This window comes from Clostridium estertheticum, from assembly GCF_011065935.2.
GTDB classification, from domain to species: Bacteria; Bacillota; Clostridia; order Clostridiales; family Clostridiaceae; genus Clostridium_AD; species Clostridium_AD estertheticum_A.
Genome location: NZ_JAAMNH020000001.1, coordinates 1,267,555 through 1,292,630, shown reverse-complemented (window position 1 = coordinate 1,292,630; position 25,076 = coordinate 1,267,555). Strand labels below are relative to the sequence as shown.

General features: G+C 32.9%; 25 protein-coding genes and 1 pseudogene. 1 reads left to right on the top strand and 25 read right to left on the bottom strand.

Annotated features, from left to right (window positions below):
• Nucleotides 1-230 precede the first annotated feature (230 nt).
• The 25 genes and pseudogenes from G9F72_RS05965 to G9F72_RS05845 form a co-directional block, all read right to left on the bottom strand.
• Entirely contained in the window at nt 231-890 is a 660-nt protein-coding gene (locus G9F72_RS05965) for a UDP-N-acetylglucosamine pyrophosphorylase (RefSeq protein ID WP_164960080.1), read from the bottom strand.
• Nucleotides 891-1,198: 308 nt separating this feature from the next.
• The gene (locus tag G9F72_RS05960; protein WP_164960081.1) at nt 1,199-2,386 is read right to left on the bottom strand and encodes an IS91 family transposase; all 1,188 of its coding nucleotides are present in this window, start codon (nt 2,384-2,386) and stop codon (nt 1,199-1,201) included.
• Nucleotides 2,379-3,227 (bottom strand): site-specific integrase, encoded by an 849-nt coding sequence (locus tag G9F72_RS05955; protein ID WP_164960082.1) that lies wholly within the window; start codon nt 3,225-3,227, stop codon nt 2,379-2,381. The genes G9F72_RS05960 and G9F72_RS05955 overlap by 8 nt, the downstream gene beginning before the upstream one ends.
• Before the next feature lie 421 nt (nt 3,228-3,648).
• Nucleotides 3,649-4,437: a group II intron maturase-specific domain-containing protein gene (locus G9F72_RS05950; protein WP_224675990.1), complete on the bottom strand. Its 789-nt coding sequence runs from the start codon at nt 4,435-4,437 to the stop codon at nt 3,649-3,651.
• A 42-nt stretch (nt 4,438-4,479) separates the two neighbouring features.
• Nucleotides 4,480-5,181: a reverse transcriptase/maturase family protein gene (locus G9F72_RS05945; RefSeq protein ID WP_263486756.1), complete on the bottom strand. Its 702-nt coding sequence runs from the start codon at nt 5,179-5,181 to the stop codon at nt 4,480-4,482.
• Between the two features lie 25 nt (nt 5,182-5,206).
• A complete protein-coding gene (locus G9F72_RS05940; protein WP_224675988.1) occupies nt 5,207-5,383 on the bottom strand; it encodes a hypothetical protein in 177 nt (58 codons plus the stop codon).
• Between the two features lie 290 nt (nt 5,384-5,673).
• Nucleotides 5,674-5,826 (bottom strand): hypothetical protein, encoded by a 153-nt coding sequence (locus tag G9F72_RS05935; protein WP_224675987.1) that lies wholly within the window; start codon nt 5,824-5,826, stop codon nt 5,674-5,676.
• A 409-nt stretch (nt 5,827-6,235) separates the two neighbouring features.
• On the bottom strand, nt 6,236-7,246 hold the full coding sequence (locus G9F72_RS05930; protein WP_164960083.1) for an alpha/beta hydrolase: 1,011 nt from the start codon (nt 7,244-7,246) through the stop codon (nt 6,236-6,238).
• A 482-nt stretch (nt 7,247-7,728) separates the two neighbouring features.
• Complete coding sequence (locus G9F72_RS05925; RefSeq protein ID WP_164960084.1) at nt 7,729-8,226, bottom strand: GNAT family N-acetyltransferase; 498 nt, start codon at nt 8,224-8,226, stop codon at nt 7,729-7,731.
• Nucleotides 8,227-8,512: 286 nt separating this feature from the next.
• A complete protein-coding gene (locus G9F72_RS05920; RefSeq protein ID WP_164960085.1) occupies nt 8,513-9,346 on the bottom strand; it encodes a GNAT family N-acetyltransferase in 834 nt (277 codons plus the stop codon).
• Nucleotides 9,347-9,687: 341 nt separating this feature from the next.
• Nucleotides 9,688-10,812, bottom strand: coding sequence for an IS91 family transposase (locus tag G9F72_RS05915; RefSeq protein ID WP_224675986.1), 1,125 nt, complete (start codon nt 10,810-10,812; stop codon nt 9,688-9,690).
• Nucleotides 10,796-11,617 (bottom strand): annotated as a pseudogene (locus tag G9F72_RS05910) (tyrosine-type recombinase/integrase). The gene G9F72_RS05915 and the pseudogene G9F72_RS05910 overlap by 17 nt, the downstream one beginning before the upstream one ends.
• 460 nt (nt 11,618-12,077) lie before the next feature.
• Nucleotides 12,078-12,281 (bottom strand): hypothetical protein, encoded by a 204-nt coding sequence (locus G9F72_RS05905; RefSeq protein WP_164960078.1) that lies wholly within the window; start codon nt 12,279-12,281, stop codon nt 12,078-12,080.
• A gap of 370 nt (nt 12,282-12,651) precedes the next feature.
• Entirely contained in the window at nt 12,652-13,491 is an 840-nt protein-coding gene (locus G9F72_RS05900) for a GNAT family N-acetyltransferase (RefSeq protein WP_164960087.1), read from the bottom strand.
• Between the two features lie 401 nt (nt 13,492-13,892).
• Nucleotides 13,893-14,411: an AAA family ATPase gene (locus G9F72_RS05895; RefSeq protein WP_164960088.1), complete on the bottom strand. Its 519-nt coding sequence runs from the start codon at nt 14,409-14,411 to the stop codon at nt 13,893-13,895.
• A 446-nt stretch (nt 14,412-14,857) separates the two neighbouring features.
• Nucleotides 14,858-15,814, bottom strand: coding sequence for an adenosine deaminase (locus G9F72_RS05890; protein WP_164960089.1), 957 nt, complete (start codon nt 15,812-15,814; stop codon nt 14,858-14,860).
• Between the two features lie 443 nt (nt 15,815-16,257).
• The gene (locus G9F72_RS05885) at nt 16,258-16,701 is read right to left on the bottom strand and encodes a DUF4829 domain-containing protein (protein WP_224675985.1); all 444 of its coding nucleotides are present in this window, start codon (nt 16,699-16,701) and stop codon (nt 16,258-16,260) included.
• A 142-nt stretch (nt 16,702-16,843) separates the two neighbouring features.
• Complete coding sequence (locus tag G9F72_RS05880; RefSeq protein ID WP_164960091.1) at nt 16,844-17,005, bottom strand: hypothetical protein; 162 nt, start codon at nt 17,003-17,005, stop codon at nt 16,844-16,846.
• 211 nt (nt 17,006-17,216) lie between these two features.
• Nucleotides 17,217-18,431, bottom strand: a complete 1,215-nt coding sequence (locus tag G9F72_RS05875) for a reverse transcriptase domain-containing protein (protein WP_224675984.1) — start codon at nt 18,429-18,431, stop codon at nt 17,217-17,219.
• Nucleotides 18,432-19,206: 775 nt separating this feature from the next.
• Nucleotides 19,207-20,085, bottom strand: a complete 879-nt coding sequence (locus G9F72_RS05870; RefSeq protein WP_164958875.1) for a hypothetical protein — start codon at nt 20,083-20,085, stop codon at nt 19,207-19,209.
• A 438-nt stretch (nt 20,086-20,523) separates the two neighbouring features.
• Nucleotides 20,524-21,477, bottom strand: a complete 954-nt coding sequence (gene fmt / locus G9F72_RS05865; RefSeq protein ID WP_164958874.1) for a methionyl-tRNA formyltransferase — start codon at nt 21,475-21,477, stop codon at nt 20,524-20,526.
• 361 nt (nt 21,478-21,838) lie between these two features.
• Nucleotides 21,839-22,498, bottom strand: coding sequence for a class I SAM-dependent methyltransferase (locus G9F72_RS05860; protein WP_164958873.1), 660 nt, complete (start codon nt 22,496-22,498; stop codon nt 21,839-21,841).
• Nucleotides 22,499-22,788: 290 nt separating this feature from the next.
• The gene (locus G9F72_RS05855) at nt 22,789-23,451 is read right to left on the bottom strand and encodes a class I SAM-dependent methyltransferase (RefSeq protein WP_164958872.1); all 663 of its coding nucleotides are present in this window, start codon (nt 23,449-23,451) and stop codon (nt 22,789-22,791) included.
• Between the two features lie 229 nt (nt 23,452-23,680).
• Nucleotides 23,681-24,127: a tyrosine-type recombinase/integrase gene (locus G9F72_RS05850; RefSeq protein WP_318010940.1), complete on the bottom strand. Its 447-nt coding sequence runs from the start codon at nt 24,125-24,127 to the stop codon at nt 23,681-23,683.
• A 26-nt stretch (nt 24,128-24,153) separates the two neighbouring features.
• Nucleotides 24,154-24,615, bottom strand: coding sequence for a hypothetical protein (locus tag G9F72_RS05845; RefSeq protein ID WP_224675983.1), 462 nt, complete (start codon nt 24,613-24,615; stop codon nt 24,154-24,156).
• A 204-nt stretch (nt 24,616-24,819) separates the two neighbouring features.
• Between G9F72_RS05845 and G9F72_RS05840 the strand changes: the two genes are divergently transcribed.
• Entirely contained in the window at nt 24,820-24,939 is a 120-nt protein-coding gene (locus G9F72_RS05840; protein ID WP_164958883.1) for a peptidoglycan-binding domain-containing protein, read from the top strand.
• Nucleotides 24,940-25,076: the final 137 nt, after the last annotated feature.

Genomic DNA, 25,076 nt, shown 5'->3' with positions numbered 1-25,076 from the left:
AGCTTAGAAAGCTCTTTTCTTAGCTTCGCAGGTATAGCTTGGCTGTCTTTTCAAGCCAAGCTGAACGGGAATTTTTTGTTATATGATGTTTTAAATCTTTTGCCGTCTATGTGCGGTGATTTTTTTCCTATAAAAGTTTCTTTCCAAGTAGTTCGTAATATCAGAAAGATACGAATTAAAACACAGTAAAATTCACTTCTGAAATAATACGATATTTTGGTTCCTTGACTTTATTTTCTCTCTACAATTTCACCATTATTTTTCAAAATACTCTTCTCTGGAATATAACCTCTTACAGAACTTAATGGATAAACAATACTATCTTTTCCTATTATTGTCCCTGGGTTTAAAACTGAATTACATCCTACTTCCGATAAATCGCCTACAATTGCACCAAATTTCCTTAAACCAGTTTCAATATTATCTGTACCATATTTTACTTTTACTAATGTTCCATTGGACTTTAAATTGGAGATTATTACACCTGCCCCCAAATGGGCTTTATACCCTAATATTGAATCACCAACATAATTATAATGCGGAACCTGCACTTTATTAAAGAGGATTGAATTTTTAATTTCAGTTGAGTTTCCAACTACAACATCATTACCAATGATAACATTTTCTCTAATGTAAGCGGAATACCTGATTTCGCAATTGTAACCGATAATCGCTGGGCCTTTTATAAGAACACTTTTTTCGATAGTAGTGCCTTTGCCAACCCATACAAATTCCTCTATTCTTTCAAAATCGCCTGGCAGATTTTTTGCGTATTCAAAAATGAAATTCTTAATTTTTGTAAGGGCTTCCCAAGGGTACTTAACCCTTTCAAATATGGCCCTTGTATCTAATTCTTCAATGTTTAATAGTTCGTCAACGGAAATGTTCATCATAATCCTCCCCTAATTTATTTCGTCATTTGAATAGGTTTGGATTCAGATGTTGAGCCGATAAAAACTATCACCATAAGTATATACTTAAATGATGATAGCCACTAAAATTGCTCAATTTCTGAAACAAGCTTTAGAACGATGCCGCGTTTCTACTACTATGGGGATTCAATCTTCGCCCTCTTTCTGAAATTTGCTTTAATATCAATGTTTGTAACTATAATTTCCACAAATGTATCTATAATCCTTCTAATTCCTAATTGTTTTCTAAAAATAGACGTAATTCCCCCCTCCCCTAAATAAACACTTTATGCTATTTTATTTGTTTCTCCTGGCGGAGAATAGTTCTGGCGAATTAACTTCTCTTTTGTCATCATTTTACCTTTACCGCAGCAAGAACAAATATTTATATCTATTCCTGTGAGTTTAAGAAGAAGCTCTGATGCATTTAATTTAACCTCTGAATCTTGCTTTTTACTTTGCACTGCACCTGTAAGTTCTTTGCATTTCTGAAGCTTAGTTGACCTATTTCTGTTACTCAATATCCCATAGTGTCTAATTTTAACAAATTTTCTTGGTAGAACATGCATGATAAATCTTCTGATAAATTCATCTACAGTAAGAGTCATAAATTTTTCTTTATTATGTTCTTTATAATCTCTCCACTTAAATGTGACATAGCCATTTTCTAAATTTACAATCCTATGATTAGATATAGCTACTCTATGAGTGTATCTTCCAAGGTATTCAAGTACGTACTCCGCACTCCCAAAAGGAGGTCTACAGTATACAATCCATTCTTTCTTATATAATTTATCTATGAAGCCCTGAAATATATGCTTTTTTGTTAGCTCCTCAATTCCATTAGTATATTTAAGAGCATTACTATAATAAGCTCTTTTAAGGTAAAATAGAAATTTACCTCTAAATTTTCTTGATAGAACTTTCACTGGGATAAAGAAGTCTTTTTTTGAGTTTATCCATCGGTTGCCATCTAAAGTTAACCCACCACTTGGAACTATACAATGTATGTGTGGATGATTCACCAAATTCTGACCCCACGTATGCAAAATCGCCATAAACCCGATTTCAGCTCCTAAATATTTTTTATCAATTGAAAGTTCAAGTAGTGTTTCAGAAACAGATTTAAATAGAATAGAATACATTTCCTTTTGGTTTGTTAATGTTATATAATTAAGCTCTTCAGGAATAGTGAAAACTACATGAAAATACCCTACGGGTAATAAATCCTCTCTTCTTTTTTCAAGCCATCTTTCCTTGGCTAAAGTTTGGCATTTAGGACAATGCCTGTTCCTGCAAGAATTATAAGATACCCTCATGTGACCACATTCATCACACTCATCTACATGACCCCCAAGTTCCGCTGTTCTACAAGCTTCAATAGAAATCATAGTTTTTTGAATATGGAGAGGAAGCTTATGATTTTTTCTGTATTCATCACCAAATTGATTGAATATATCTTGAATCTCAATCATCTTGTTCACCTAAGAGGATGTCCAATGGACTCTTTATGTTAAGTAAATCCATCCTTCTAAGATGTAAATAAATAGTGGTAGTAGTTATTCGAGTATGTCCTAAAAGCCTTTGGATATAACAAATATCCGTACCAGCATCCAATAAATGAGTTGCAAAACTATGCCTAAGCGTATGTACAGTTGCATTTTTAGTGATTGCAGTCTTTTTTAAAGATTTTTCTAATATTCGTTGTACACTACGTGTAGTTATCGCATCTGTACGACCCCTTCCAGAAAACAAAAATTCTGTAGGGTGATATCTTTTCCAATATTCTCTGAGAATTTTAAGATTTGCTTTTGATAACAACGAATACCTATCTTTTTTACCTTTACCTTCTCTAATTAATATTTGCATATTTTTACTATCAATATCTGTTATTTTTAGATTACAAACTTCACTAACCCTTAATCCTGCGGAGTATACCGTCATAAGAATTGCCTTATGCTTAAGGTTTTCAGTAACATCAAAAATAGATTTAACTTCCTCGGGAGATAAAACAGCAGGTAATCTTCTTGGTTCTTTAATTCTAAATATTTTGTCCATATTCCAATATCTATTAAGCGTTTTAGTATAAAAAAACTTTAGACTTGCATTAATATAATTAACAGTACCTTCTCTTAACTTTCTTTCCGTGATACAATAATGTAGATATTCACGTATTTCTTTTTCTCTTAAAAGCTCTGGTGATTTGTTGTAATATTTAGCAAAGTTACTAACGTGACCGATATAGTTTTTTATGGTCCTTGGGCTATAGCCTTTTAGTTCCATATCCATTTTCATTTTTTCTCTTAATTCTGACATAAATAATAACACTCCCTTATTTTTTATTTCAACAATAAAAGTTTAAGGGAAGTGTATATTATAATAAAGAAGTATCTTAGTCAAATAGGATACTTCTTTCTAATTTATTTGAGTAAAAATTAAATTAATGGAATTAGCACTCGTCTGCCACCGTTTTTAGCGGTTTAGTTCTAAATTACAATTGTGACTCTTGATTATATATTTTGAATAAAAAAGTGTAATGCGTAAACATACACTTTATAAAATTTAAATGTCATATATAGGCATAGGTAAGGATTTGAAATTATCTCCGCCTTTTCCCCGCCTCTAAACCGGACATGCGACTTTCATCGCATCCAGCTAGCCAACGAATAAACTTACTTGCCTCCATCGGCTTTCAACACTTTGCAACCTTACGGTAACTTTGTGCATGAAATAAACTTTAAATTAGCTTAGCTTTATACTTTTCGATTTTCTTGATTATACTACTATTATTGCCTAACGACAGTTCATTTCCATGTACATATTTATCGCAATTTTTGCACAACCATGCTAGATTTGGCACTTTGTTTATTTTATTTAGCAATAAGCTTCCATCAATTCTATGACAGTGCCTGTTGTTTGAGTTTAAGTAACATCCACATATTTTACATTTACCCTTGTCCCTATTATAAGCATATTCCCTGTTCATGAAATACTCAAAATTACTTAGCATTTCATCTTTAAGATGCACTAATACTTCTACATCATAAAGTGGTGGTCTATCCATTGGAAGCTTTTTCTTCATTTTATATTTCTGCAAATATAGTTTCCTCCCTTCTTCTGTATATGGTGTAGCCTTTTGATCGAAGCAATATTGTTCCCATTGGCTATGTGTAAGAAATGCTTTTGTTATTCCAATATACATTCCTTCATGTTTAATTGCATAGGTTTTTGATTTATAGCCTTTGTGCCTTTGAGGTCTATTTGTTAATTTATCCAAAGGAACTCTATGTTGCTTATAATTTCTGTTATACTTTTTCTTAAAAACGGCGTTAGCACATTTAAATACTTTATCATCAATGTAGCTAAATGCCTTGCTGCATATTGCAGTTCTATGGTACTGAGTTAACCCTGTAATCATAGAATTTACTTTCTCAATATGCGTAGCTTGTTCTCGCGTAGTTTTCATGATTTTAAGTTTTCTAATTTCTTTATTTACTAGTTTAACCTTAGCTTTTATTTTGCTCATATCTGGATAGGGTTTGCCTACTATATTTTGCGGATTAGGGTTTTATGGAGTTTTCCTTGGTAATTCAGCTTTTATGAGAAAACCTAGAAACCTCGCCGGTTTAACCGTTAGGTTCGTTATTAGTGTTTTCTCCTTGGATAATTCTAGCTTTAGTTTATGTTTAAAATACTTGTTTAAGTATTTTAAAAGCCTAACGGCTTCTTGCTCTTTGGTTGTTAATATAATCCAATCGTCACAATATCGGATAAGAAATTTAGGTAGTACACCTCTGTTTTTCATCCTCCTTCTGTCGGATTCTAAATATTTGCAAGTTTGTTTAGGATAGTGATACATTTTACCTAACATCCAGTCAAAGGAATTTAGATATATATTCGCCAATAACGGCGAGATAATCCCACCTTGAATGGTGCCAGTATCAGTATTATGGTGTAGTTCGCTTTCAATATATCCTGCGGTAAGCATTTCTTTAATTATTGCAATAATTCTTTTATCATGAACACCTATTCTCCAAAGTTTCTTTAGGAGAATTTTATGATTAATATTATCAAAATAACCGCTAATGTCACCCTCAATTGCATGTATTGGTTTATTTTTCTTGCTTCCATTGATAAGAGTAGTTATATCCTTAACAGCATGTTTTGTTGCCCTATATGGTCTAAATCCATAACTATTCGGATAGAATTTAGCTTCCGCTATAGGCTCTAGGACTATTCTTATGCATTCTTGAATTATCCTATCAAGCATTGTAGGAATTCCGAGTGGACGCATTTTACCATTTAGAACCTTTATTGGATTTTATATTATGAATTGCGGTAATAATAGTTACTTCATTAAAAGCAACCTCTATAATCCCATGGAATGACTTACCCTCAGAACTTTTAAGATATATAAAATCAAGTTTATCTTTAAGTTCAGCTTCGCTCTTGAAGTTGTGTTTTAAATGCATAGGGTTACCTACGGTACACTACTTATATTTCAAAGACTCTAAACTTCAATGGAAATTTATTTCATATTTACCTGTCTGGTCTCCTTCGCCATGTACTTGGCTTTCCCAAGCTCGGACTACTACGATACCTCAGACTTCGCATAAAATTCATCATTCTGTCAAACTCCAATTATACGCTCTCCCGTGTTCCATCCTGCTTATCCTTTTATGTAAGGTTTAGGTGCCTGCTATACTCCGAGAAAACGTAGATATCTTTTGAGCTACAGTTATAAGATATCTTCTTAGATTATTTAAAATCTAAGAGTGTATGCTAAAACGTTAGTAGCATATACAGTTTTTCTAGAACTCCAGCTTTCACTGGCAGTGCGTAACGAAGCTTCAACCACAGATTCAGTTTCCTTCACCATGCCTTTCGGACATCCGCTCCATATAGACCATGCCAAAAGGTTTAGGTCATCAGGCTACGACTTCATCCCGCTTTATACCAAATACAATGACAGCTGTAGAAGCACAGGGAAGTATTAATGTTCATACTATCTACCTTTTAGTAAAGGATAAGATATTAACTCTGTATGTCAGAGGGATTTCACCTCTGAACTCAGCAGGATAGTTCAGCTAAAATTAGCTGACGCGTTTGTCTGAGTTACTAGCTCAGAACTTATGGCGTAACGCGGCGCACAACGTTTCGTACTCCAGACGCCGAGCCCCTTAGCGCGACGTCGCTTAGGGGCGCAGGTGTACTTTGCAGTCTTTTCATGCAAAGCGAACTGGAGTATTTTGTTATATGTAGTTTTTGCTACTACACTTTAAAGCTTTACCTAACCCGAAAGTCCTCATTATTTGTAAGATATGTTAGTTTGAGAATTTCTTAATAAGCCACTCAGCAAATTTTTCTTTTTCTTCAAATTGTGGATAATGCGCTGATTCCGAATATAGTATAAATTCTTTTTCAGGTGATGTAATAGAGTCAAAATAATTCTTTGCGGCTTTTGCTGAAGCCTTATAATCATACTGTCCCATATGGAAGTAACATGGTATTTCAAGTTTTTTAACAAGACTTGGCAAAGGATTCTGAAGTAAATCATCAATCATAACCACACTTTTTTTTACGCCTAGATTAAGACGACCTATGTCAAGTAAATTGTATTCCCGATTCGTAAGATAGCCTTTGGTATAAAGGCCATCCTCATCAATAAGGCGTGAGCCACCACCATATTTTCCTATGTACTTACGTGGAACGAAAGTATCTCCCTTTTCAACTTGGCTTCTTATTTTTTCAAGGTTTGCAATATCGTCTTTATTTCCTGCTTTGTTTGCCTCTTCAATACAATAATTTAAAGAATCTGTTTCACTTTCATTAAAATTTGATACTTGTCCAATTCCGATGTAGGCAATATAATTTTCTGGTGCTTTTGCAGCAGCCACCATTCCAATATAAGATCCAAAGGAATGACCAGCTAACAGCACCTTATCCTTTCCAAATCTTTTACGAATATATCTAGTTAGTGCTATTAAGTCATCTGTGAGTAATTCTGGAGATAAATTTGAGTAGTCCTTAAAAAAATGATATGATTTGCCAGTTCCACGTTGGTCGTAGTGAACTATGGTGAATTTCTGCTCCAAAATATCTTGATATTTTCTTACATATGGAATTTCCGAACACCCTGGCCCACCATGTACAAAAACTAAAATAGGGTTATTCTTATCTACACCTCGTATCATGAGTTGATGTTTAGCGCCGTTTATTGAAACTTGCTCATATACCCTAACACTATTTTTGAACTTAATAGCAGGTGTCCAACTTAGGAAAAGTGACCCTGTCAATATTAAGCAAAGTATTACTAAGATAAAATAAATTCCCATCTGATAACCTCCCTAAAATCTTTATTTGTTATTGATTAATAAGCTTCTTATGTATAACATTCCTTTTAAATCCCTAAAAACGATCCCAATTCCAATATTTCTACCAATGTACAATAATCTCTGCTACTTACTTCGAAGTTGTGTCGCTAAAATTTACAATTGTATTTCAAGAAAATAATTTTAAAACTTTTGAGCTGTCACTCTGTTTATACAAAATTACATATAACGTCTGGCTTGCCGAAGTGCCCCAGCGTTACAGGAGTTTAAGAAAGCTTACATAACTCTTATGTTGCTTTCTTAAACTCCGACTAGGTTAGCTGGGGCATTTGGATGGAGAGATAGCGAAATCGGCAAGGTGTTGTTAGTGGAAGTGGCATATTTGTACTACATTTTATTCGTTGACTATACACCTCAGCTCTTTTTGGTTTTGTTCGTTATATAAGAAATTGTGAATTAACTTAACGATAAATTGGAATTTATCGTTAATTACACTTTTTATAAAGAATAACTGTATTATTTGAAGAAGTTCCCACATATTGATACCCAACTTTTTCATATAAATGCCTATTTCGTGTACAGAAATATGGTGTTCCCAACGTCCAAATCTTGTTATTGGGATAAAGCTTTTCAATTAGTTTTAATACTTTAGTCCCATATCCTTTCCCTTGATATACTGGTAAAATACAAAAATCTTCTAACGCTAAAGAATCCTCTGTTTCATGATGTAGCCAAAAGATTCCTATTGGAGTCTCTTCCAACAAAATCATGTAGCAATAATAATTTTCGATTAATCTTGTTGCTTCAGTTTCATCAATTATTGCTAAACCCTGGTACCATTCGCCATTATACCAATCTGGTATATTATCCTCATCTGGCTTGCATTTTAATCGGTCGTCTGCATAAGCTTCTGCCTTAATATATGCAAATTTTTTTGCGTCTAATAAATCAGCTCTTCTTAAATTAATCTTACTTTGAATCATAATTTCTCCCCTTTAAATTCATTATTTATCTACATATTATATAATTTAACCTTACTGATTATTTTTTTAAAATCCACTATTAATTAATAAATTAGTGCGAAAATAAAACTTTAATTAATATGCCATTTCCACTAACGTCTCTGATAGAGACATTTAAGAGCCTTAGCTAGCTCCTAGCTTAGGCTCTTGAATGTGCTGTGATGACCTGCTTCAGAGCCACTCTTCAGCAGCGAACTCTAATCTTTTGTTATACGCAGTCATTAACGGCAGTAGCCGATACACTACATTATAATGCCTTTATTCTTTTTGTCATTTTATATGAATCGAAGCCCCTTGGACCATTTTCTTTAATCATAACTACTCTGAAGCCTTGTTTCTCATAAAATCCTCTTGCCTGAAATTCTACAGTGCCTGTACTAATGCTATAAATACCAAGCAATCTTGCTTTATCCTCAATGATATTCATAAGATTTGTACCGATTTGCTTGCCTCTATACTCTTCACTCACAACAAGTCGAGTAATGTACATAGAATCTTCAGTTATGCTTGCCTGAATTCCTCCAGCAAAAATATTATTATCTAATGCCACAAACATAATATTCTTTTCTTCTACATCCTGAATGTCATTTTCTTTATTAATCTTCTCCATCTGATTATGAAGAGTTAAATCATATTCAACAACTTTCTCAGTGGTTATAACAACTTCTAATTTAGCATTATTTTCTACAGTGAAATCGAGAGTCTTTAGATGAAAACTTCTTTTAGTCTTAGGAGTACCTTCCATCACTCCTATCAGCTCAAATCCTAACATCTGAAATTCCTTTGCACAAGATTCAATTTCTGTAATTAAATTTATTCCAACAGCTCGATTACTATAGTGAAGCCATATTTCCGAAATAAGTTTCTTTAAAACTTCAACATCTTCATAGAATATATTACCTATACTTACCCAATCCCAAAATAGATTAATATATATAGCCCCAACAAGCTTATCACCGTCAATTGCATAATAATACTCTATTGAGACCTCTCTATCACCAGTATGCTTATAATTGTAAGCTCTTAAATGCTTAACAAGGATATCATTATACTTAAAATCTCTATCTTCAATGTACCTCATTCTATTTCCCCCTTATATGTTTTTCATCTTTTTTTAATGCGTACCATAAAACAGACAAATACTTACTTTCTGACCGAAAAAAATCGACCCTTTGCCCACTAAAGCAATCAAATATTCTTAATTTCTAACCATTATATATAAATAAACAAATACAAAATCAATAAACTACAAAAGACATTTACTATATTTTAGCATAACAACCTCTATTTTAACAGTTATTCTTAAAAAAGGACCCACTTATCCCTTAGTATATTTACAATTTTTTAAAATTAAGCTGTAATTGCTTTTTTATTTGGTGGAGAGCATGAATGTGGAAATATAGTTTCCTTTAGTACCATATGTCATTTTCCACAGGAAGGACATATTCTAGTATCAACTTGACTGATCCTAAGGAGTAGTTCCTGCCAAGTTTCTTTAACTTTAGACTTTAGTTTATTTTGAGCAGGTAACCCAAGAAATTTTTTACACTTTGCTAACTTAGTTTTCCTATTTCTATTGCTTAAAATTCCATAGTGCCGTATTTTAACAAAGCCATTAGGTAGAACATGAAATAAAAATCTTCTAATAAATTCAAAAGCATCTAATGTCATTAATTTAGGTTTATTATCATCTTTGTAGTCTCTCCACTTAAATGTAACTTTGTCATCTTTCAAATCAGTTATTCTACTGTTGGATATTGCTACTCTATGAGTATAATTTCCTAGATATTTTAGCACATGTTCGGGACTTTTAAATGAAGGCTTGCTATAAACTACCCATTCTGTTTTATAAAGTTTATCTATAAGGATTTTAAATTCCTGTCTACTTCCTAATGTGCTAATTTGACCACTAAAATTTAGTTTATTAGAATAGTATGATTTTTTCAAGTAGTCTAAGAACTTCCCCCTAAATACTCGTGAAAGAACCTTAACGTGAATTAAAAAATCTTCTCTACATGATATCCACTTAGAAGAATCTAAGGATAAACCACCTCCTGTGACTATACAATGAACATGAGGGTGATCCATTAAATTCTGGCCCCAGGTATGTAACAAGGATATAAACCCTATTTCAGCACCTAGGTGCTTAGGATCTCTTGAAAGTTCGATAAGAGTTTCTGAACTTGCTCTTAACAATATTGAATATATAAGTTTTTTATTCTGAAGTGCTAACGCATTAAGTTCATTAGGAATAGTGAAAACTATGTGAAAATATTGAATCGGCATTAAATCTTTCATTCTAGCATCTAGCCAGCGTTCTTTTGAGAGATTCTGGCATTTAGGGCAGTGCCTGTTTCTACAAGAATTATAGGATATTTTTATATGCCTACATTTATCACATACATCAATATGTCCTCCTAGTTTTGCAGTGCGACAATCTTCAATTGCACTCATAACTTTTAAATGCTGCAGAGGGAGTTTGTATTTATTTCTGTAAGCTTCACCATATTCTTTGAAGATATCAGCAACTTCAATCATTGTTATCATCTCCGAGAGTATCTAGTGGGCTTTTGAAATTTATGGCATCCTTTCTAGCTAAATGAATATAAATACAAGTAGTTTTTGGACTAGTATGTCCCAAAAGAAGCTGAATATAGTTAATATCAACTCCTGACTCAAGCATATGAGTAGCAAAGCTGTGGCGAAGTGTATGAATTGAGGCATCCTTTTTTATTCCTGTTTTCTGTTTTTATTGTTCGAATATTCTTTCAATTGTCCGGGTGCTTAAGTGATTTACAGGATTGACACTTGGAAATAACCAAATTTCAGGTCTATATAACTTCCAATATTCTCGTAGTATCCTTAGATTAACTTTGGATAGAATTGTATACCTATCCTTATTTCCTTTTCCTAATCGAATATGGATTTGCATGTTTGCACTATCAATATCACCTGGTTTAAGATTTGCGACTTCACTAACCCTCAATCCACCACCATAGACTGTCATTAAAATAGCTTTATGTTTTAAATTAGTTGTTACATCAAATAATTTCTTGACTTCAATTTTTGACAGTACTGTAGGTAGCTTTTTCTCTCTTTTTACTCTAGGAATTTGTTTCATTTCCCACTCTCTATCGAGAGTAACAGTATAAAAAAATTTTAAAGCACTATACGTAGTATTAATATAAGATTTACTTAATTTTCTCTCCATAATTAGATAGTGTAAATATTGTTTAATCTCATTTGTTCCAAGTTTTTCTGGAGATTGTCCAAAATACTTTGCATAAGTTTTCACGTGAGATATATACGCCTTTTGTGTTTGCTCACTAAACCCCTTCAACTGTAAATCCATAATCATATTATCTTTTAATACAGACATAAAATCACTCCTTTATATGTTTTATCTAGCATTATTGCCAAAACATACAAAGGAGTTACTAAACTTTATATTAATTTTCATTTTTCATCTAAATTCTGGCTTTAGTCAAGACCTCGCCACCACTAGACAGCGGTTTAGTTCAACGTTTCGTGTTGCCGACATTCCTGAGCCTTAGCCCGATGGGATTGACGAGGGAATGTGCCTTGGCGTTTTTTTGATTTTCTTAGACTAAAACATATACTTCCCTGTATAGCTTGTCCCCCTTAAAGGAGTTTTCAGCCAAGGCGAACGGCAACATTTTGTTATGTGAAGTTTCTGGTCTTGCATTCTCTATGGTACGTGCGATTTCCACTAATCTATTCATTATCTACTTCAATATATAAGAAAAGTATGAATTAACTATAGTTACAGATTATACTTATTAACTTTATTGCTATTTCTTATTTTTGTTCACTATTTTCTTATCCATTGATGCTCCAATAGCAACCCCTAAAGTAAGACCAATAGCCAGATTATGTAATGCTACTCCAAATATAATACCTAAAGCAGTACCCGTAGCAAGGTATTTCCCTTTTTTAGAGGTATTTTTGTTTTTATTAATGTTTTTTCTATCGTTATTCTTTTCTAAATCAGTCATAATGGACTCCTCCCCATAAAATATAACTTAAACTTACTTTGCATAAAAATATCAATGTGAATTATCTTTTATATTTGAATAGCTAAAAATCACTAACTACGTAAGAAAATTTCAGTTAGACCTGAAATGTCACATAACGGTTCTTACTCCCGACGTTTTCCAGCCTTAGATAGCTCCTATCTTAGGCTGGAAAATGTGCGTAGCGAACGGGAGTATTTTGTTATGTGATGTTTCAGCTCTTACGCTCTCCATTAGGCGTGCTCCTTCAACTAATTTCTTCATTATTTATTTCACTATATAAAAACAACAATAAATATTTGTTTAATATTTATTACATAGGAAACTTATACTGAAATCATAAAGCTTATTTCTATTGGAGCAAAAAAGGAAAATAATATGTTTTACACTTTTTATAAAGCTCAAATCCACATTTTTCTGCAGTTAGCTGGGAGCCCATATTATCTTCATCAGTTCCCCAATATGGCATACTTCTATTTGAAGTACAATAATCTATAAATGCTCTAGATACAAAAGTGGCAAATCCTTTTCTTTTATTCTCTTCTCCATAAGTTCTAATAACCATTTCATGAATATTTCCACTCACATATCCAGTAAAACAGTTACTAATAATCTTATTGCCTTTTAGGATGCAAAAGCCAATACCCTTGTCCAAAAATTCATCAACAGAAGTCCAAAAATCGCCTAAAATATCATCTACAATTAAGTTTTCTACATCATTGTCAATCATGGCTTTATCAATACTTTTTATTGTATATCCTTCTGGCAACCGATTTTGTAAATTTCTTAGATTGTTATACTTTTCTTCATTAAAAATATAACAATATTTATTTTCTATGTATGGATTTCTATGCTTAAAAATACTATCAAGTTTACATTCCCACTTGTCTTCATAAAGAGTAACTCCAAAATGAGTTCCACCACAAGTAGCTAAACTATCTGGTCCAAGTACATCTGTTATATAGCTATCTAAAGAATTATTAAAGTCTTCGTTATCTGAATCACCAATGATGAAATATATGCACCCTATAGCCCACACAATTGCGGTTTCAGGCTTATGCAAATTATCAACCCATACTTTCCCTCGATTAGTTCCATCAACAATTGCATTTAATGAGACATTCATATCTGTTCTCCCATTTATCAAAGGTCTTATTTTATAATATTCATTTTCATTAAGTTCATAAATCATTTAGCTATCATCCTCTCTATCTTGTTTAATAATACCATGGTGGAGTAATCTTAAGATTTACATTGCTAAAAATCATTACTTGTGTACTTTAATCTTTCATATACCTGAAATGTCACATAACGTTTCGTGTTGCCGGCGTTTCCCAGCCTTAGTGCGACCGCACTTAGGCTGGGAAATGTGCCTTGGCGTTGGGAAAGCAACTAGCCTATATATAGATTATAAGTCATAAATTTACATAGTACTATATAAAATTGGTCCACCAGCCAAGGCGAACGGCAACATTTTGTTATACGGAGTTTAGCCAGTAGAATTTGAGCAAGACATATCCTTGAATATGATTTATACTACATAATAATCCTGGTGTAACATAAGAAAAGTGTGGCTTATGCTTGTTATTTTTTCTAATGCTTTTTTACCTCTAAAAGTGCACTTTCGACGAGACTGTCAATACTATAAATAGTATCTAATATTTTTTCATTTTTTAAAGAGTCAGTTTTTAAATCTTTATAATGCAGTTTTAATTCTCTAAAATCAGTTATTAAGTTATTAGGTTGAGGATTATGTCTTCTCATGTCAAATCTTTCAGCCCATATCTTTTCATCACTACATATACACAATAAAGGCACAAATATAGCATTTTTATTTAAAACCCAAGTCTTGAATTGTAATGCTTGCTCTAAATAATGGAAGCCAGCATCAACTATTACATCCAAATTATTTAATATATTAGTTTCAACAATCTTATAAAGAGTATTATAACAGGCTTTATTCCTGAGTTCATGGTTATCTATATAATTAGCAATTGAATCATAAATATCGTCTTTTCTAATTATAGGTATATTTAAAATTCTCCCTATCTCATTTGAAATAGTGGTTTTTCCTACTCCTGCCTTACCTCTAAAAACAATAACCTTTCCCATTCCTATCTCCTTTTCTAAAGTTATAATAAATTAAAATAATGTTTTGGTAAACACTTAAATTAACTGTTATGGCATAATAATCTACAACTACATCTCAATTAGGTCAAACCCAATAACTTATGAACAATTACTTTTTGTTCTAAATTCCGTATATCGTTCCTTGTTGCCGGCGTTTCGCAGTCCTAGTGCGACTGCACTTGTGCTAGGGAATGTGCCTTGGCGATGGGGTGTCATTAACCTATATATAGATTATAAGCCATAAATTTACACATTGCTATATAAAAATAGTCCACCAGTCAAGGCGGACGGCAACATTTTGTTATACGGAGTTTAGCCACTACACTTTGATCAAGCTACTCCAGTTATCATTGCTTATGATTCATACTACATAATAATTGTGGTGCATTATAAGATGATTGTGACATAAATGTGAATGGAAATAATGTTCATAATCTTCGCAAACCATTAAGTCTTATATCATTAAGCTCGTCTGCGGTTAATGTTTCTGCATCATACAATCTTAAGTATTCCTTAGATATATCGCTATCAAAGATAAGTATATCATCAGAATTGAGAGTTACATCAACTCCGTAACGATAAAGTTTCCTAATAGGATGTGTTTTTAATTCTTGAACTCTGCCTAGTTTGACATTACTTGTAGGTGTAATATTTAACCGAATATGATTATCTATTAAAAACTGAATCACCTCTGCTGAACTGACCGCAGCAATTCCGTGCTGAACTTCATCAAGTTCCAATAATTCAACTCCTCTTTTCACATCATCAGCAGTTCCCCACTCTCCAATATGGGCTTTAAGCCTCAATCCTTCATTTTTAGCTTTCTTATAAATCGGGATAAAATTTTCAATTGGTTGTGTGAATTCATCACCATACAAATCAATCGAATAAAAAATATTATGTCCCCAAAAAGGTTCTAAACACCTTAATAAGTAATTTGCATCACAATGTCTTGATAATCCTATTTGCAACCGCAATTCAACTTCTGGTGCTATCCTTTGGTTAGCATCTTCAAATACATGAATTAACTCTTCTATGTTATTTTCAAAAAATTCTCCTAACCCCCAAACGTCCTCGCCAATCTCAAGAATTTTAATTCCATCTTCTTTCGCTTGAACAAAAGTCGCATCAATTAGCAGTTTTCGCATTTCTTTAGTATTAAATCTTTCGCCAATATACATGTTATTCCAATCATGCATATCTTGCATGGTAGATAAAACTCCTTTAAAAAAAGGAATTTCTATTCCGGTTTGAAGTTGAATGTACTCTCTACTTCCACCTAATACAAAATGATTGTGCAAATCTGATTTTGGAATTGTTCTTAATTTATCTATGTCATGTTTTTTTAGTGATTCAATGAATTTATCTGAATAGAAGTCTTTCATTTTTATTTCCTCCAATAGGGGATGATATTAATAATCTTTCTTCGCTTTTTTTATACAACTACGTCTCAATCAGGTCAAACCAAATAACTTATGATCAATCACTCTTTTATTCTAAATTTCGTATAACGTACCTTGTTGCCGGCGTTTCCCAGCCCTAGTGCGACCGCACTTGGGCTGGGGAATGTGCCTTGGCGAGGGGTTAACTACTAACCTATATATAGATTATAAGTCATAATTTTACACATTACTATAAAAAAATAGTCCACCAGCCAAGGCGGACGGCAACATTTTGTTATACGGAGTTTAGCCACTACACTTTGAGCAAGCCCTACCCCAGTTATCCTTGAATATGATTCATACTACATAATAATTGCGGTGCATTAAAAGAAGATTACGAACTATCCGTTTGCAAGTACATATTGTTTTAATGTTGTTTGATTATACTAATGTCCAAAAGAACTTATTAGCCAAGGTGAATTTTTGTCTTTTCTGATTAAAGTATAACTAAATTTATCCGGCCCACTATCACTGGGACCTATTCCCTCTTTCTTATATTTAACTACAAAATCCACATTAAAAATAGTTACATTTTCTAATTCTGATTTTTCTTTTTCCATATCTATTATCTGACCCCTTTTCATCTGTCGTAGATAGACTTCCTTATTTGTTTTATTAGTATCTTCAATTATATTGATAACTTTAATATATTCTAAATTATCAAATTCCCAATTTAATTGATTTTTTTCAGTTGTTAATGTATTCATACCTTCCAAATTCTTTTGGTTATAATATTTAAAAAATCCTTCTATAACCTCCTTTGGCGTTAATAAAGCCACGTCAAACTTTTTATCCTTTGAATTATGGGTTGCACATCCTGTTAAAATCATTAACAAATATAAAATTGTTAATCCAATTTTCTTTTTAATAATAACCGCCACCCTTTTAAATATCTATTTATAATTCAATATGTAATTTTTTACAAGATGAATTATGTTGGCTAAAAATCATACTCATATCTTTAAACTGTTTTTATTGTTTTTTGAACAAATCTTTACCTATTACTATTTTTGTCTTTCCTTTTTTCACTATCTTTCTAATTTTTTTACCAGTTTTCTCTTCAATGAATTTAAGGGTTGCTTCGTCTGGATTACCGATTATTCCAATTGAAGAAGCGTTATTTCTTCTAATCATTATTTCACCTCAATTAATAATAAATGATTTTTCTTCACAATATTTTACAACTACTTCTCAATCAAATCAAAGGAAATTAATTATGATCAATCACTCTTTTGTTCTAAATTCCGTAGTCACGGTAGAGACATGGATTGCTCCATACCCCCCGCACAGATCCCGGCGTGCGGAACTACCGCACCGGGCTCTTCAAATATACTCGCTTCCGTACTTAAACAAAACATTCTTCAAATCTAATTTGATTATCAGTCTTTTCAACTACTTTAGGCTTAATTAGACCATACCATTCCATCTTTTCACTAAACTCATCCCAATTAAAGCTTTTCCTTTGACTCCTACGATTCAGCCATTTATACAATATTTCCAAGGTTGAACTATAAAATTCACCTATACCTTTGCTATTTCCTATTACTCCGTAATAGTTGAAATATCCCCTGTACTTTGAGTTTAGAGTTTCCACTATGTTTTTAATTCTTTTACTACGGTTTTCTTTGCACCACAGGCTAAACGCCTTTATAGATTTTCTTAATTTGCTCCTACTGGTTCTCCTTCTTATTACATCTTTACCTTTATTGGATACTGCCCAGCGAAATTCAAATCCAAGAAATTCAAAGCTTATATTTTCATATTTTCTAAAGCGAGAGAAACTTATAATCTTAGTTTTCTCCTCGGCTAATTCTAATTTGAACTTACCAAGCCTTTTTCCTAGTACTTTGTAAAACTTTTTAGCATCTGCTTTATATCTGAATGCACATATAAAATCATCCGCTAGACGACATATATATGTTTCTCCTATACAGGCAGGTTTTACAATTTTCTCAAACCATAAATCTAAAGCATAATGTAAATAGATGTTAGCAAGTATCGGACTGACAGTTGAACCTTGAGGACATCCAGTTATTGGGTTTATAACTTTCCCATCGGTATCTAATATTCCTGCTTTGAGCCACTTCTTTATTAACCTTAAAAATGCTTTATCTTTTATTCGTAATTCTAGCATCTTTAATAACCATTGATGGTCTATATTTCCGAAGAAGTTTCTAATATCAGCTTCTACCACATATCTGTATTTTCCTCTTAATTCATCTGTAATGTCTCTAACAGCTTTTTGTATTATTTTATCTCTCAATGTTGGGAGTCCTAATGGTCTTGTTTTTCCATTTACCCTTGGTATATACACTCTTTTTACTAACTTTGCTTTGTACTTCTTGCCCTTAAGTTCTTCAACTAATTCTTCTAGATTTCCATCTAAATTCTTTCCAAACTCTCTAGCAGTTTCCTTGTCTATACCTGTTGCTGACTTCTTATTTATGTCTTTCCAGGCTTGGTACAATGCATCCTTATTCAACAGTCCATATAGATTACCAAATTTGTAGTCTTTATTATGTTTTGCTTTTGTTGCTATTCCCCGCAGTGATGTTTGCATTATTTCCTCCAGTCCTACAGTCCAGATAATGTTTCATTTGCGGGCTGCATATATCTGTTAATCCCTTCCCCGTGTAAACGGCTCTCCCGTTCTCAGAGTACTATGAATTAATCCGAACTCCTATGCGCATTGGTCGTCCTCTTTTTTCGATTGGATAGACCTACCTGTACTAAAGGAGCTATAGGATTCCTCCCAAGGCATCTCTCTCTATACATGCCACGTTCTTTGACCCCAGCAGACCCTCGAGAATCTCACCATTTACGATTCTTCTGTATTGACTTCCGTGACGTTAACCACGTCGTCATCTGCATTCTAAGTTTATGAGGCTGAATATTCTTCAGGAGTTACGGTTCTCCCTGTGGCCTATATAGTTCTCTGTGTACGCTTCGTCTTGCTGTTACCAGCTTCAACGCAACACTCGATATGAGTGGTTGGTTAGACCTTTCTCAACAAGGACTTTCACCTTGTAAGTAGATGCCAAGCTTTGCTTGGCGCACTAACGTTTCGTGTTGCCGACGTTCCTGAACCTTAGCCCGACGGGCTTGGTGAAGGAATGTGCCTTGGCGAGGGATTAATTACTAACCTATATATAGATTATAAGTAATAAATTTACACATTGCTATATAAAAATAGTCCACCAGCCAAGGTGGACGGCAACATTTTGTTATCTGATGTTTTAAATCCCTTGCTATCTACGTGCGTGGAATTCTCCCTCTCACAATTTCCTTCCCTGTAGTTTATTAAAAAGAAGATTGTGAATTAGATCATTTTCACATTACGATAATTCTTTAGCGTCATTTAATCCAATAATATATTTACCTACTACTGCTGAAGCCAAAAACAACACCACAACATCTAATCCACTTCGTAATAACATTTGAGGCATAGCACCTTTCATTATTAAGCCAATAAAGCTATTAAAAATCATCCAATTCACACCAATAGTTGCTACGAACCTTAATGGTATACCAATACCACACTGTTTTTTTTCGAATACTAACAAAGGATATAAAATCACATAAATATAACCCATCAGTATTCCAAAGAAACCTGTCCACATATAGCACGGAACTGAGTATGTAGCACTGTCACTGCTTATAAGACCGCTTTCATAACCAATTGTTCTCTCCATTAAGATAGCAATTGCAATAATAGCAATGGTTTTTATGCATTTTGTCATTTGTAATTTATTAATTGGTTTAATTTTCTCACTGTCACTTAATGTAAAATAAGCAATTGCCAAACATAACAATATTGCAGGTATCCCATCTCCTATTCCCATTATAAGCTGATACTTAACAAACCCGAGTCCCCAATTTGAAAAAGGAGACCCCTCAACCACTACCTCTTGCATTCCGAATAAGTAAATCATTGTGAAGGCTATCCCAAATCGAATTCCGATTTGGGCTTTAGGCGCATCTGCTTTCAATCCTATATAACTTACTACCATTGCGCACTGTATAAATAGCAGGATGAAATAAAATACTGCTACAGCAGGAAAACCAAACCACTTAACAAAAATACTATCAAACTGCGCAACATCTACAGACGTAGGCAGAAGCGCATGAACAATAATCGCAAAAATTGCAGAAAATATAACAAAAACAGTATTTATTATAATTACCCGCTTTGTACTTATACATTTTGTAGCCATATACATCCCCCGTATCCACATAAATAGTCCTAACTTTGTGCTTTTCTACAATTACAATTCATCAATTTCACTTTTTAAGATAATAAAATTTGATGCGTAACATAAATTTTCTTAGATTTAAAATATCAGATAACGTTTCGTGTTGCCGACGTTCCTGAACCTAGCCAGACTTGGCTTGGTGAAGGAATGTGCCTTGGCGCTGTTTTTTTAATTTTCTTAACTTAAAAGATACACTTGCATGTATAACTTATCCCGCCTCGAAGGACTATCCAGTCAAGGCGAACGGCAACATTTTGTTATGTGATGTTTAAAGCCTTGCGCTCTCTATTGAGCGCGGGATTTCCAATAATCCATTCATAATTTAATTAACGATATAAGAATATTACGAACCAATAATCATAATATTGTAGTCCTATATAGACTATTAATCAATTATGATTATGATAATACAATGCCTTTTTCTATTTTATTTCCTTTTAAAAATTCTTTTACCTCAAGAGGTTTCCCCCCTGGAAACTGTAATATTTCTATAATCAGAATACCGTTATTGGTGGTGACTGTAATCCCTTCATTATTTGCATCTATGATATAACCAGGTGGTTTAATAATATTTGCCTCTAATGACTTGGATTTAAATATTTTAATTGGAATATCTTTATAATAAGTATGAGCAGTTGGCCATGAGTTTATATTTTTATATGGCCAAGAACTCAATCCTCTTATTAAATTATGTATGTTAATACTACTGTCATTCCAATTAATCTTTGCCATTTGCTTGTTTAACATCTGTACATAAGAACTTCTATCACTCTGTTGTTTTACCCCACAAATTTTACCTGTGATAATTCCATTTATTGTTTCCTCTAATAGTTCAGCACCGTTTATTTTTAATAATTTGTACAATTCTCCTGCTGTCATAGATTCAGATATGTCAAACTCACTTCTCATAAGCATATCACCCGTATCTATACCAGTATCCATTAGTATAGTTGTATTTCCAGTTGTTATTTCCCCATTTATTAAACTCCAATTTATTGGTGATGACCCCCTATACATTGGGAGGAGAGATGCATGTAGATTAATACATCCGAGTCTTGGTATGTCAAGTATATGCTTAGTTATGATTTGACCATATGCTACAACAATAATAAAATCAGGTTTTATTTCTTTTAATTTATCAATAATTACAGAGTCTGTTTTTATTTTTTCGGGCTGAAAAATTGGAATTTGATTCGATAGTCCGACCTCTTTGATTGGTGAGATTGCTACCTTTTTTCCTCTTCCACTTGGTTTATCAGGTTGTGTTACAATCGCACTTACATTATATTTCTCTATCATTTTCTTCAATGAGGGAACTGCAAAATCAGGAGTTCCCATAAAAACTATTTTCATTATTGATACCTCCCTTTGATACTACAAAATATATTTTGTAGTTATTCATTAGTTACACAATATAATACCAATGTGGCTTATCATTTATATTGAAATAGCTAAAAATCACTAACTACGTAAGATAATTTCAGATAGACTTTAAATGTTACATAACGTCTCGCATTCAAGACGTTCCTGAACCCAGCCAGACCTGGCTTGGTGAAGGAATGTGCTTTGGCAGTCTTTTTTATGCCAAAGCGAACTTGAATGTTTTGTTAGATGTAGTTTTAGTCACTACACTTTAAGCTGAGTCTATTCTTTTAACTTTAAATTTAATTTGCACTAAAAGATTAAAGTGAACTAGCTTAACACTTTAATATGTTCATTTTCTGCAAACACAATGAAGTATCGGACCATCTTCTTCTTTATAAACTATACCTCTTTTACACTCTACAACTGAAAATCCTGTCTTTTGAGCCAAATCTATCATTTCATCAGTGGTAAATGCTTTCCAATAACAATCTGTATCCGCATAGGGAAAGAACTTCTTACCATCAAGATATTGTGAATATTTTGCTTTCAAAAATTCTTTATCATGTCCAGAAAAACTTAGTATTCCATTACTTTTCAAAACCCGACTGCATTCTTTTAAAATATGTATTTTATTCTCCTCCTCGTAAAAAAGACCGAAAGTCTGTGACCACATTATTACAACATCAAAAGTATTACTTTCAAAAGGTAAGTCTAATCCATCAGTTAACAAAAATTCAATATCCCGTTTGCTTTCTAAAGCAAATTGCTTTGCAGGTTCTATAACCTTTTCAGAAATGTCAATAGCAGTAATTCGAAATCCCCTATCATACAAGCAAAACGCTTCTCTACCCATGCCACAACCTATATCGAGAATCCATGATTTAACTGAAAAATGAGAAACTACTTCATTTTCCCAAATTTTTAATTTTTTATTAGTATAATCTCGCATATCCTTTAATGCAGGTTCCTCAGAATATAATTTTTTTACAATTTCTATATTGTTACTCATGCACATCCCCCCAATGATATTCACAATCTTCTATTAACATTATTTTACAATTACGTCTTGAAAAAACAAAGAAATTTTAAGCTGTCGCTCTGTTAATCTAAAATTACATCTAACGTTCCTTACTCCCGACATTTGCCAGCCTTAGATAACTCCTATCTTAGGCTGGCAAATGTGCGCAGCGAACGGGAGTATTTTGTTATACGTAGTTTAGGCACTACACTTTAAGCTGAGTCTACCCTACCTATCTTTATTCCTGTTCCGTGATATAGGAAGATGGCGTAATAATTAGCTCATTTTCTGCACTCACAGTGAAGGACTACTCCATCCTCGGGACGATAAATTTCCCCTCTTTCACATTCCAATACGGTAAATTCCGCTTTCTGTGCCAAATCTGTCAACTCTTCAATGGTGAACATCTCCCAATATATCTCGGAGTTTGCAAATGGAAAGAATTTTTTTCCATCTATAATGTGAGAATAGTTTTTTCCTAAATACTCTCGGTCATGACCTGAAAAACTGATTATGCCATTTCCCTTCAACACACGTCGGCATTCATGAAGAACAGACAACTGCTGCTTTGTACCATACATGATTCCAAAGGTCTGGGCCCAAATGATGACGACATCAAATGTATTATCTTCAAATGGCAAATCTGTTCCGTTTGTGTGCATAAACTTGATGTTTCGATTGGATTCTAATGCAAATTGTTTTGCCTCTTTGATAGCTTTTTCAGATATATCGACACCTGTTATTGTAAAACCCATGTCATATAATGCAAAAGCCTCCCTACCCATACCACAGCCAACATCAAGTATTCTTGCATTTGGTAGGAAATAACTTGAAGCCACACCTTCCTCCCATATCTTTAAGGGATTACGTGTACCTTCTTTCATTTCAACTAAATTCTTATCGTCTGAATACCATTTGACAACCATATTATTGTTTTCACTCATTTTATTCACCTCTCATTGTATCAATAATAGTTAGTTCGCAGTTTCTTACTTTTGCGTTTAATAAAACCAAATCTAAAAACTTCTAAGCTATCACTCTGTTTATCTAAAATTACGTATAACTAGTGTCACCCCGACACCAATGTCTGGCTATTCCTAAAATATAGGCAGATTCCCGACATTGGTGTCGTGTAATACAACTCTATCTGAATTTTTCACCACCCTTCTTTTATTATTTCTTCATTAGTTTATCAAGCGGACTTTGTATATTACTAATGCTCTTTTGTGTAACGTGAGTATAAATTTCTGTAGTTTTGGAGCTTGAATGTCCTAATAGCTCCTGTATATACCTTAGATCTATTCCACCTTCAAGTAAGTGGATCGCAAAAGAATGTCTTAATGTGTGCAAAGTTGCTTTTTTTGTTATTTTTGCTGAAATACATGCATTTTCAAATATTCTCTGAACCGTTCTTTCTGTAATATATTCTTTGCTATTCTGACCTGGGAAAAGCCACGTTTCAGGCCTATCTATCCTATAATATTTTCTAAGCTGCTCCAGTGCAATCTCTGATAAAACTGTGTAGCGATCTTTTTTACCTTTTCCTTGTACAACATGAATAAGCATTCTTTGGCTATCTATATCTTGAGATTGGAGTTTTATAACTTCTCCAACTCTCAAACCAGCGGAGTATGTCAAAAATAGAATTATTTTATGCTTTTCATTTTTAGAGCAACTAATATTTTTGTTACATCTTGATTTACTATTACTATTTCATCCAAATTTTTATTTATAAAACTTGAAAATCTTTTTATATGCGACATATAAGATTTTTTTGTTTTAAAACTATAGCCCTTGAGTTTTATTTCCTCTTCCATAAATTTATATAGATCTTTATTTCGTGAATTTTTTTCAATATCGATATTTTTTTGTTCATTTTTAAATAATTCTTTGAGCATTGCAAGGTTTTCTTCTGTAAATGGTATAATCCATGTTTTATCCTTTGCATTCCATTTATGCCCTTTTATACTTTTGATTTTAGCTATTCTTTCCTGTGAATAATCGAATGATACAGCTAATTCACTTTCATGTTTTGATATATTTATAGTCATGGCACTACCTTTTTTCCATATTTCAAGAACGTATGTTCTTATAATAGTCATTACCATAACATAAGCATATTATACCATTATTTTCATTTTATGTGTATTAATTAATATTAGATAATTCAGTACTGGTTTAATCTTCCCTTAGCACTACCAGCCATCCTAAAAATAATTGAATATACCGAAATTATTAATCTAAACGAACTGATGACTTAGATTATAGGCTCTATGTCCCACCTATAATCTAATCAATGGAGAACCGGAGGCATTATTGATGGTGTTTATGGAAATGAAACTGTAAGACTTGTTAAGGAATATCAGAAAAATAATAAATTAGTGCTGGATGGAATTGTAGGTATAGATACCTGGCAAAGCTTACTCTTGTGATAAAAACCCCCACATCTTTATTGATGTAGGGGTTTAATTGCATTTACTATTATTTATGTTGTTTCTAATTCGCCTTTTTTTACTATATTGTTCGTATAATCCCAGCCAATCGCAATTTACATAGCACTATAATAGGT

Bases quoted from the DNA above. Each gene is read 5' to 3' on its own strand.
- G9F72_RS05965 (WP_164960080.1), bottom strand. From the start codon at position 890: ATGAACATTTCCGTTGACGAACTATTAAACATTGAAGAATTAGATACA.
- G9F72_RS05960 (WP_164960081.1), bottom strand. From the start codon at position 2,386: ATGATTGAGATTCAAGATATATTCAATCAATTTGGTGATGAATACAGA.
- G9F72_RS05955 (WP_164960082.1), bottom strand. From the start codon at position 3,227: ATGTCAGAATTAAGAGAAAAAATGAAAATGGATATGGAACTAAAAGGC.
- G9F72_RS05950 (WP_224675990.1), bottom strand. From the start codon at position 4,437: ATGAGCAAAATAAAAGCTAAGGTTAAACTAGTAAATAAAGAAATTAGA.
- G9F72_RS05945 (WP_263486756.1), bottom strand. From the start codon at position 5,181: ATGCTTGATAGGATAATTCAAGAATGCATAAGAATAGTCCTAGAGCCT.
- G9F72_RS05940 (WP_224675988.1), bottom strand. From the start codon at position 5,383: ATGCATTTAAAACACAACTTCAAGAGCGAAGCTGAACTTAAAGATAAA.
- G9F72_RS05930 (WP_164960083.1), bottom strand. From the start codon at position 7,246: ATGGGAATTTATTTTATCTTAGTAATACTTTGCTTAATATTGACAGGG.
- G9F72_RS05925 (WP_164960084.1), bottom strand. From the start codon at position 8,226: ATGATTCAAAGTAAGATTAATTTAAGAAGAGCTGATTTATTAGACGCA.
- G9F72_RS05920 (WP_164960085.1), bottom strand. From the start codon at position 9,346: ATGAGGTACATTGAAGATAGAGATTTTAAGTATAATGATATCCTTGTT.
- G9F72_RS05915 (WP_224675986.1), bottom strand. From the start codon at position 10,812: ATGATAACAATGATTGAAGTTGCTGATATCTTCAAAGAATATGGTGAA.
- G9F72_RS05905 (WP_164960078.1), bottom strand. From the start codon at position 12,281: ATGACTGATTTAGAAAAGAATAACGATAGAAAAAACATTAATAAAAAC.
- G9F72_RS05900 (WP_164960087.1), bottom strand. From the start codon at position 13,491: ATGATTTATGAACTTAATGAAAATGAATATTATAAAATAAGACCTTTG.
- G9F72_RS05895 (WP_164960088.1), bottom strand. From the start codon at position 14,411: ATGGGAAAGGTTATTGTTTTTAGAGGTAAGGCAGGAGTAGGAAAAACC.
- G9F72_RS05890 (WP_164960089.1), bottom strand. From the start codon at position 15,814: ATGAAAGACTTCTATTCAGATAAATTCATTGAATCACTAAAAAAACAT.
- G9F72_RS05885 (WP_224675985.1), bottom strand. From the start codon at position 16,701: ATGATTTTAACAGGATGTGCAACCCATAATTCAAAGGATAAAAAGTTT.
- G9F72_RS05880 (WP_164960091.1), bottom strand. From the start codon at position 17,005: ATGATTAGAAGAAATAACGCTTCTTCAATTGGAATAATCGGTAATCCA.
- G9F72_RS05875 (WP_224675984.1), bottom strand. From the start codon at position 18,431: ATGCAAACATCACTGCGGGGAATAGCAACAAAAGCAAAACATAATAAA.
- G9F72_RS05870 (WP_164958875.1), bottom strand. From the start codon at position 20,085: ATGGCTACAAAATGTATAAGTACAAAGCGGGTAATTATAATAAATACT.
- fmt (WP_164958874.1), bottom strand. From the start codon at position 21,477: ATGAAAATAGTTTTTATGGGAACTCCTGATTTTGCAGTTCCCTCATTG.
- G9F72_RS05860 (WP_164958873.1), bottom strand. From the start codon at position 22,498: ATGAGTAACAATATAGAAATTGTAAAAAAATTATATTCTGAGGAACCT.
- G9F72_RS05855 (WP_164958872.1), bottom strand. From the start codon at position 23,451: ATGAGTGAAAACAATAATATGGTTGTCAAATGGTATTCAGACGATAAG.
- G9F72_RS05845 (WP_224675983.1), bottom strand. From the start codon at position 24,615: ATGGTAATGACTATTATAAGAACATACGTTCTTGAAATATGGAAAAAA.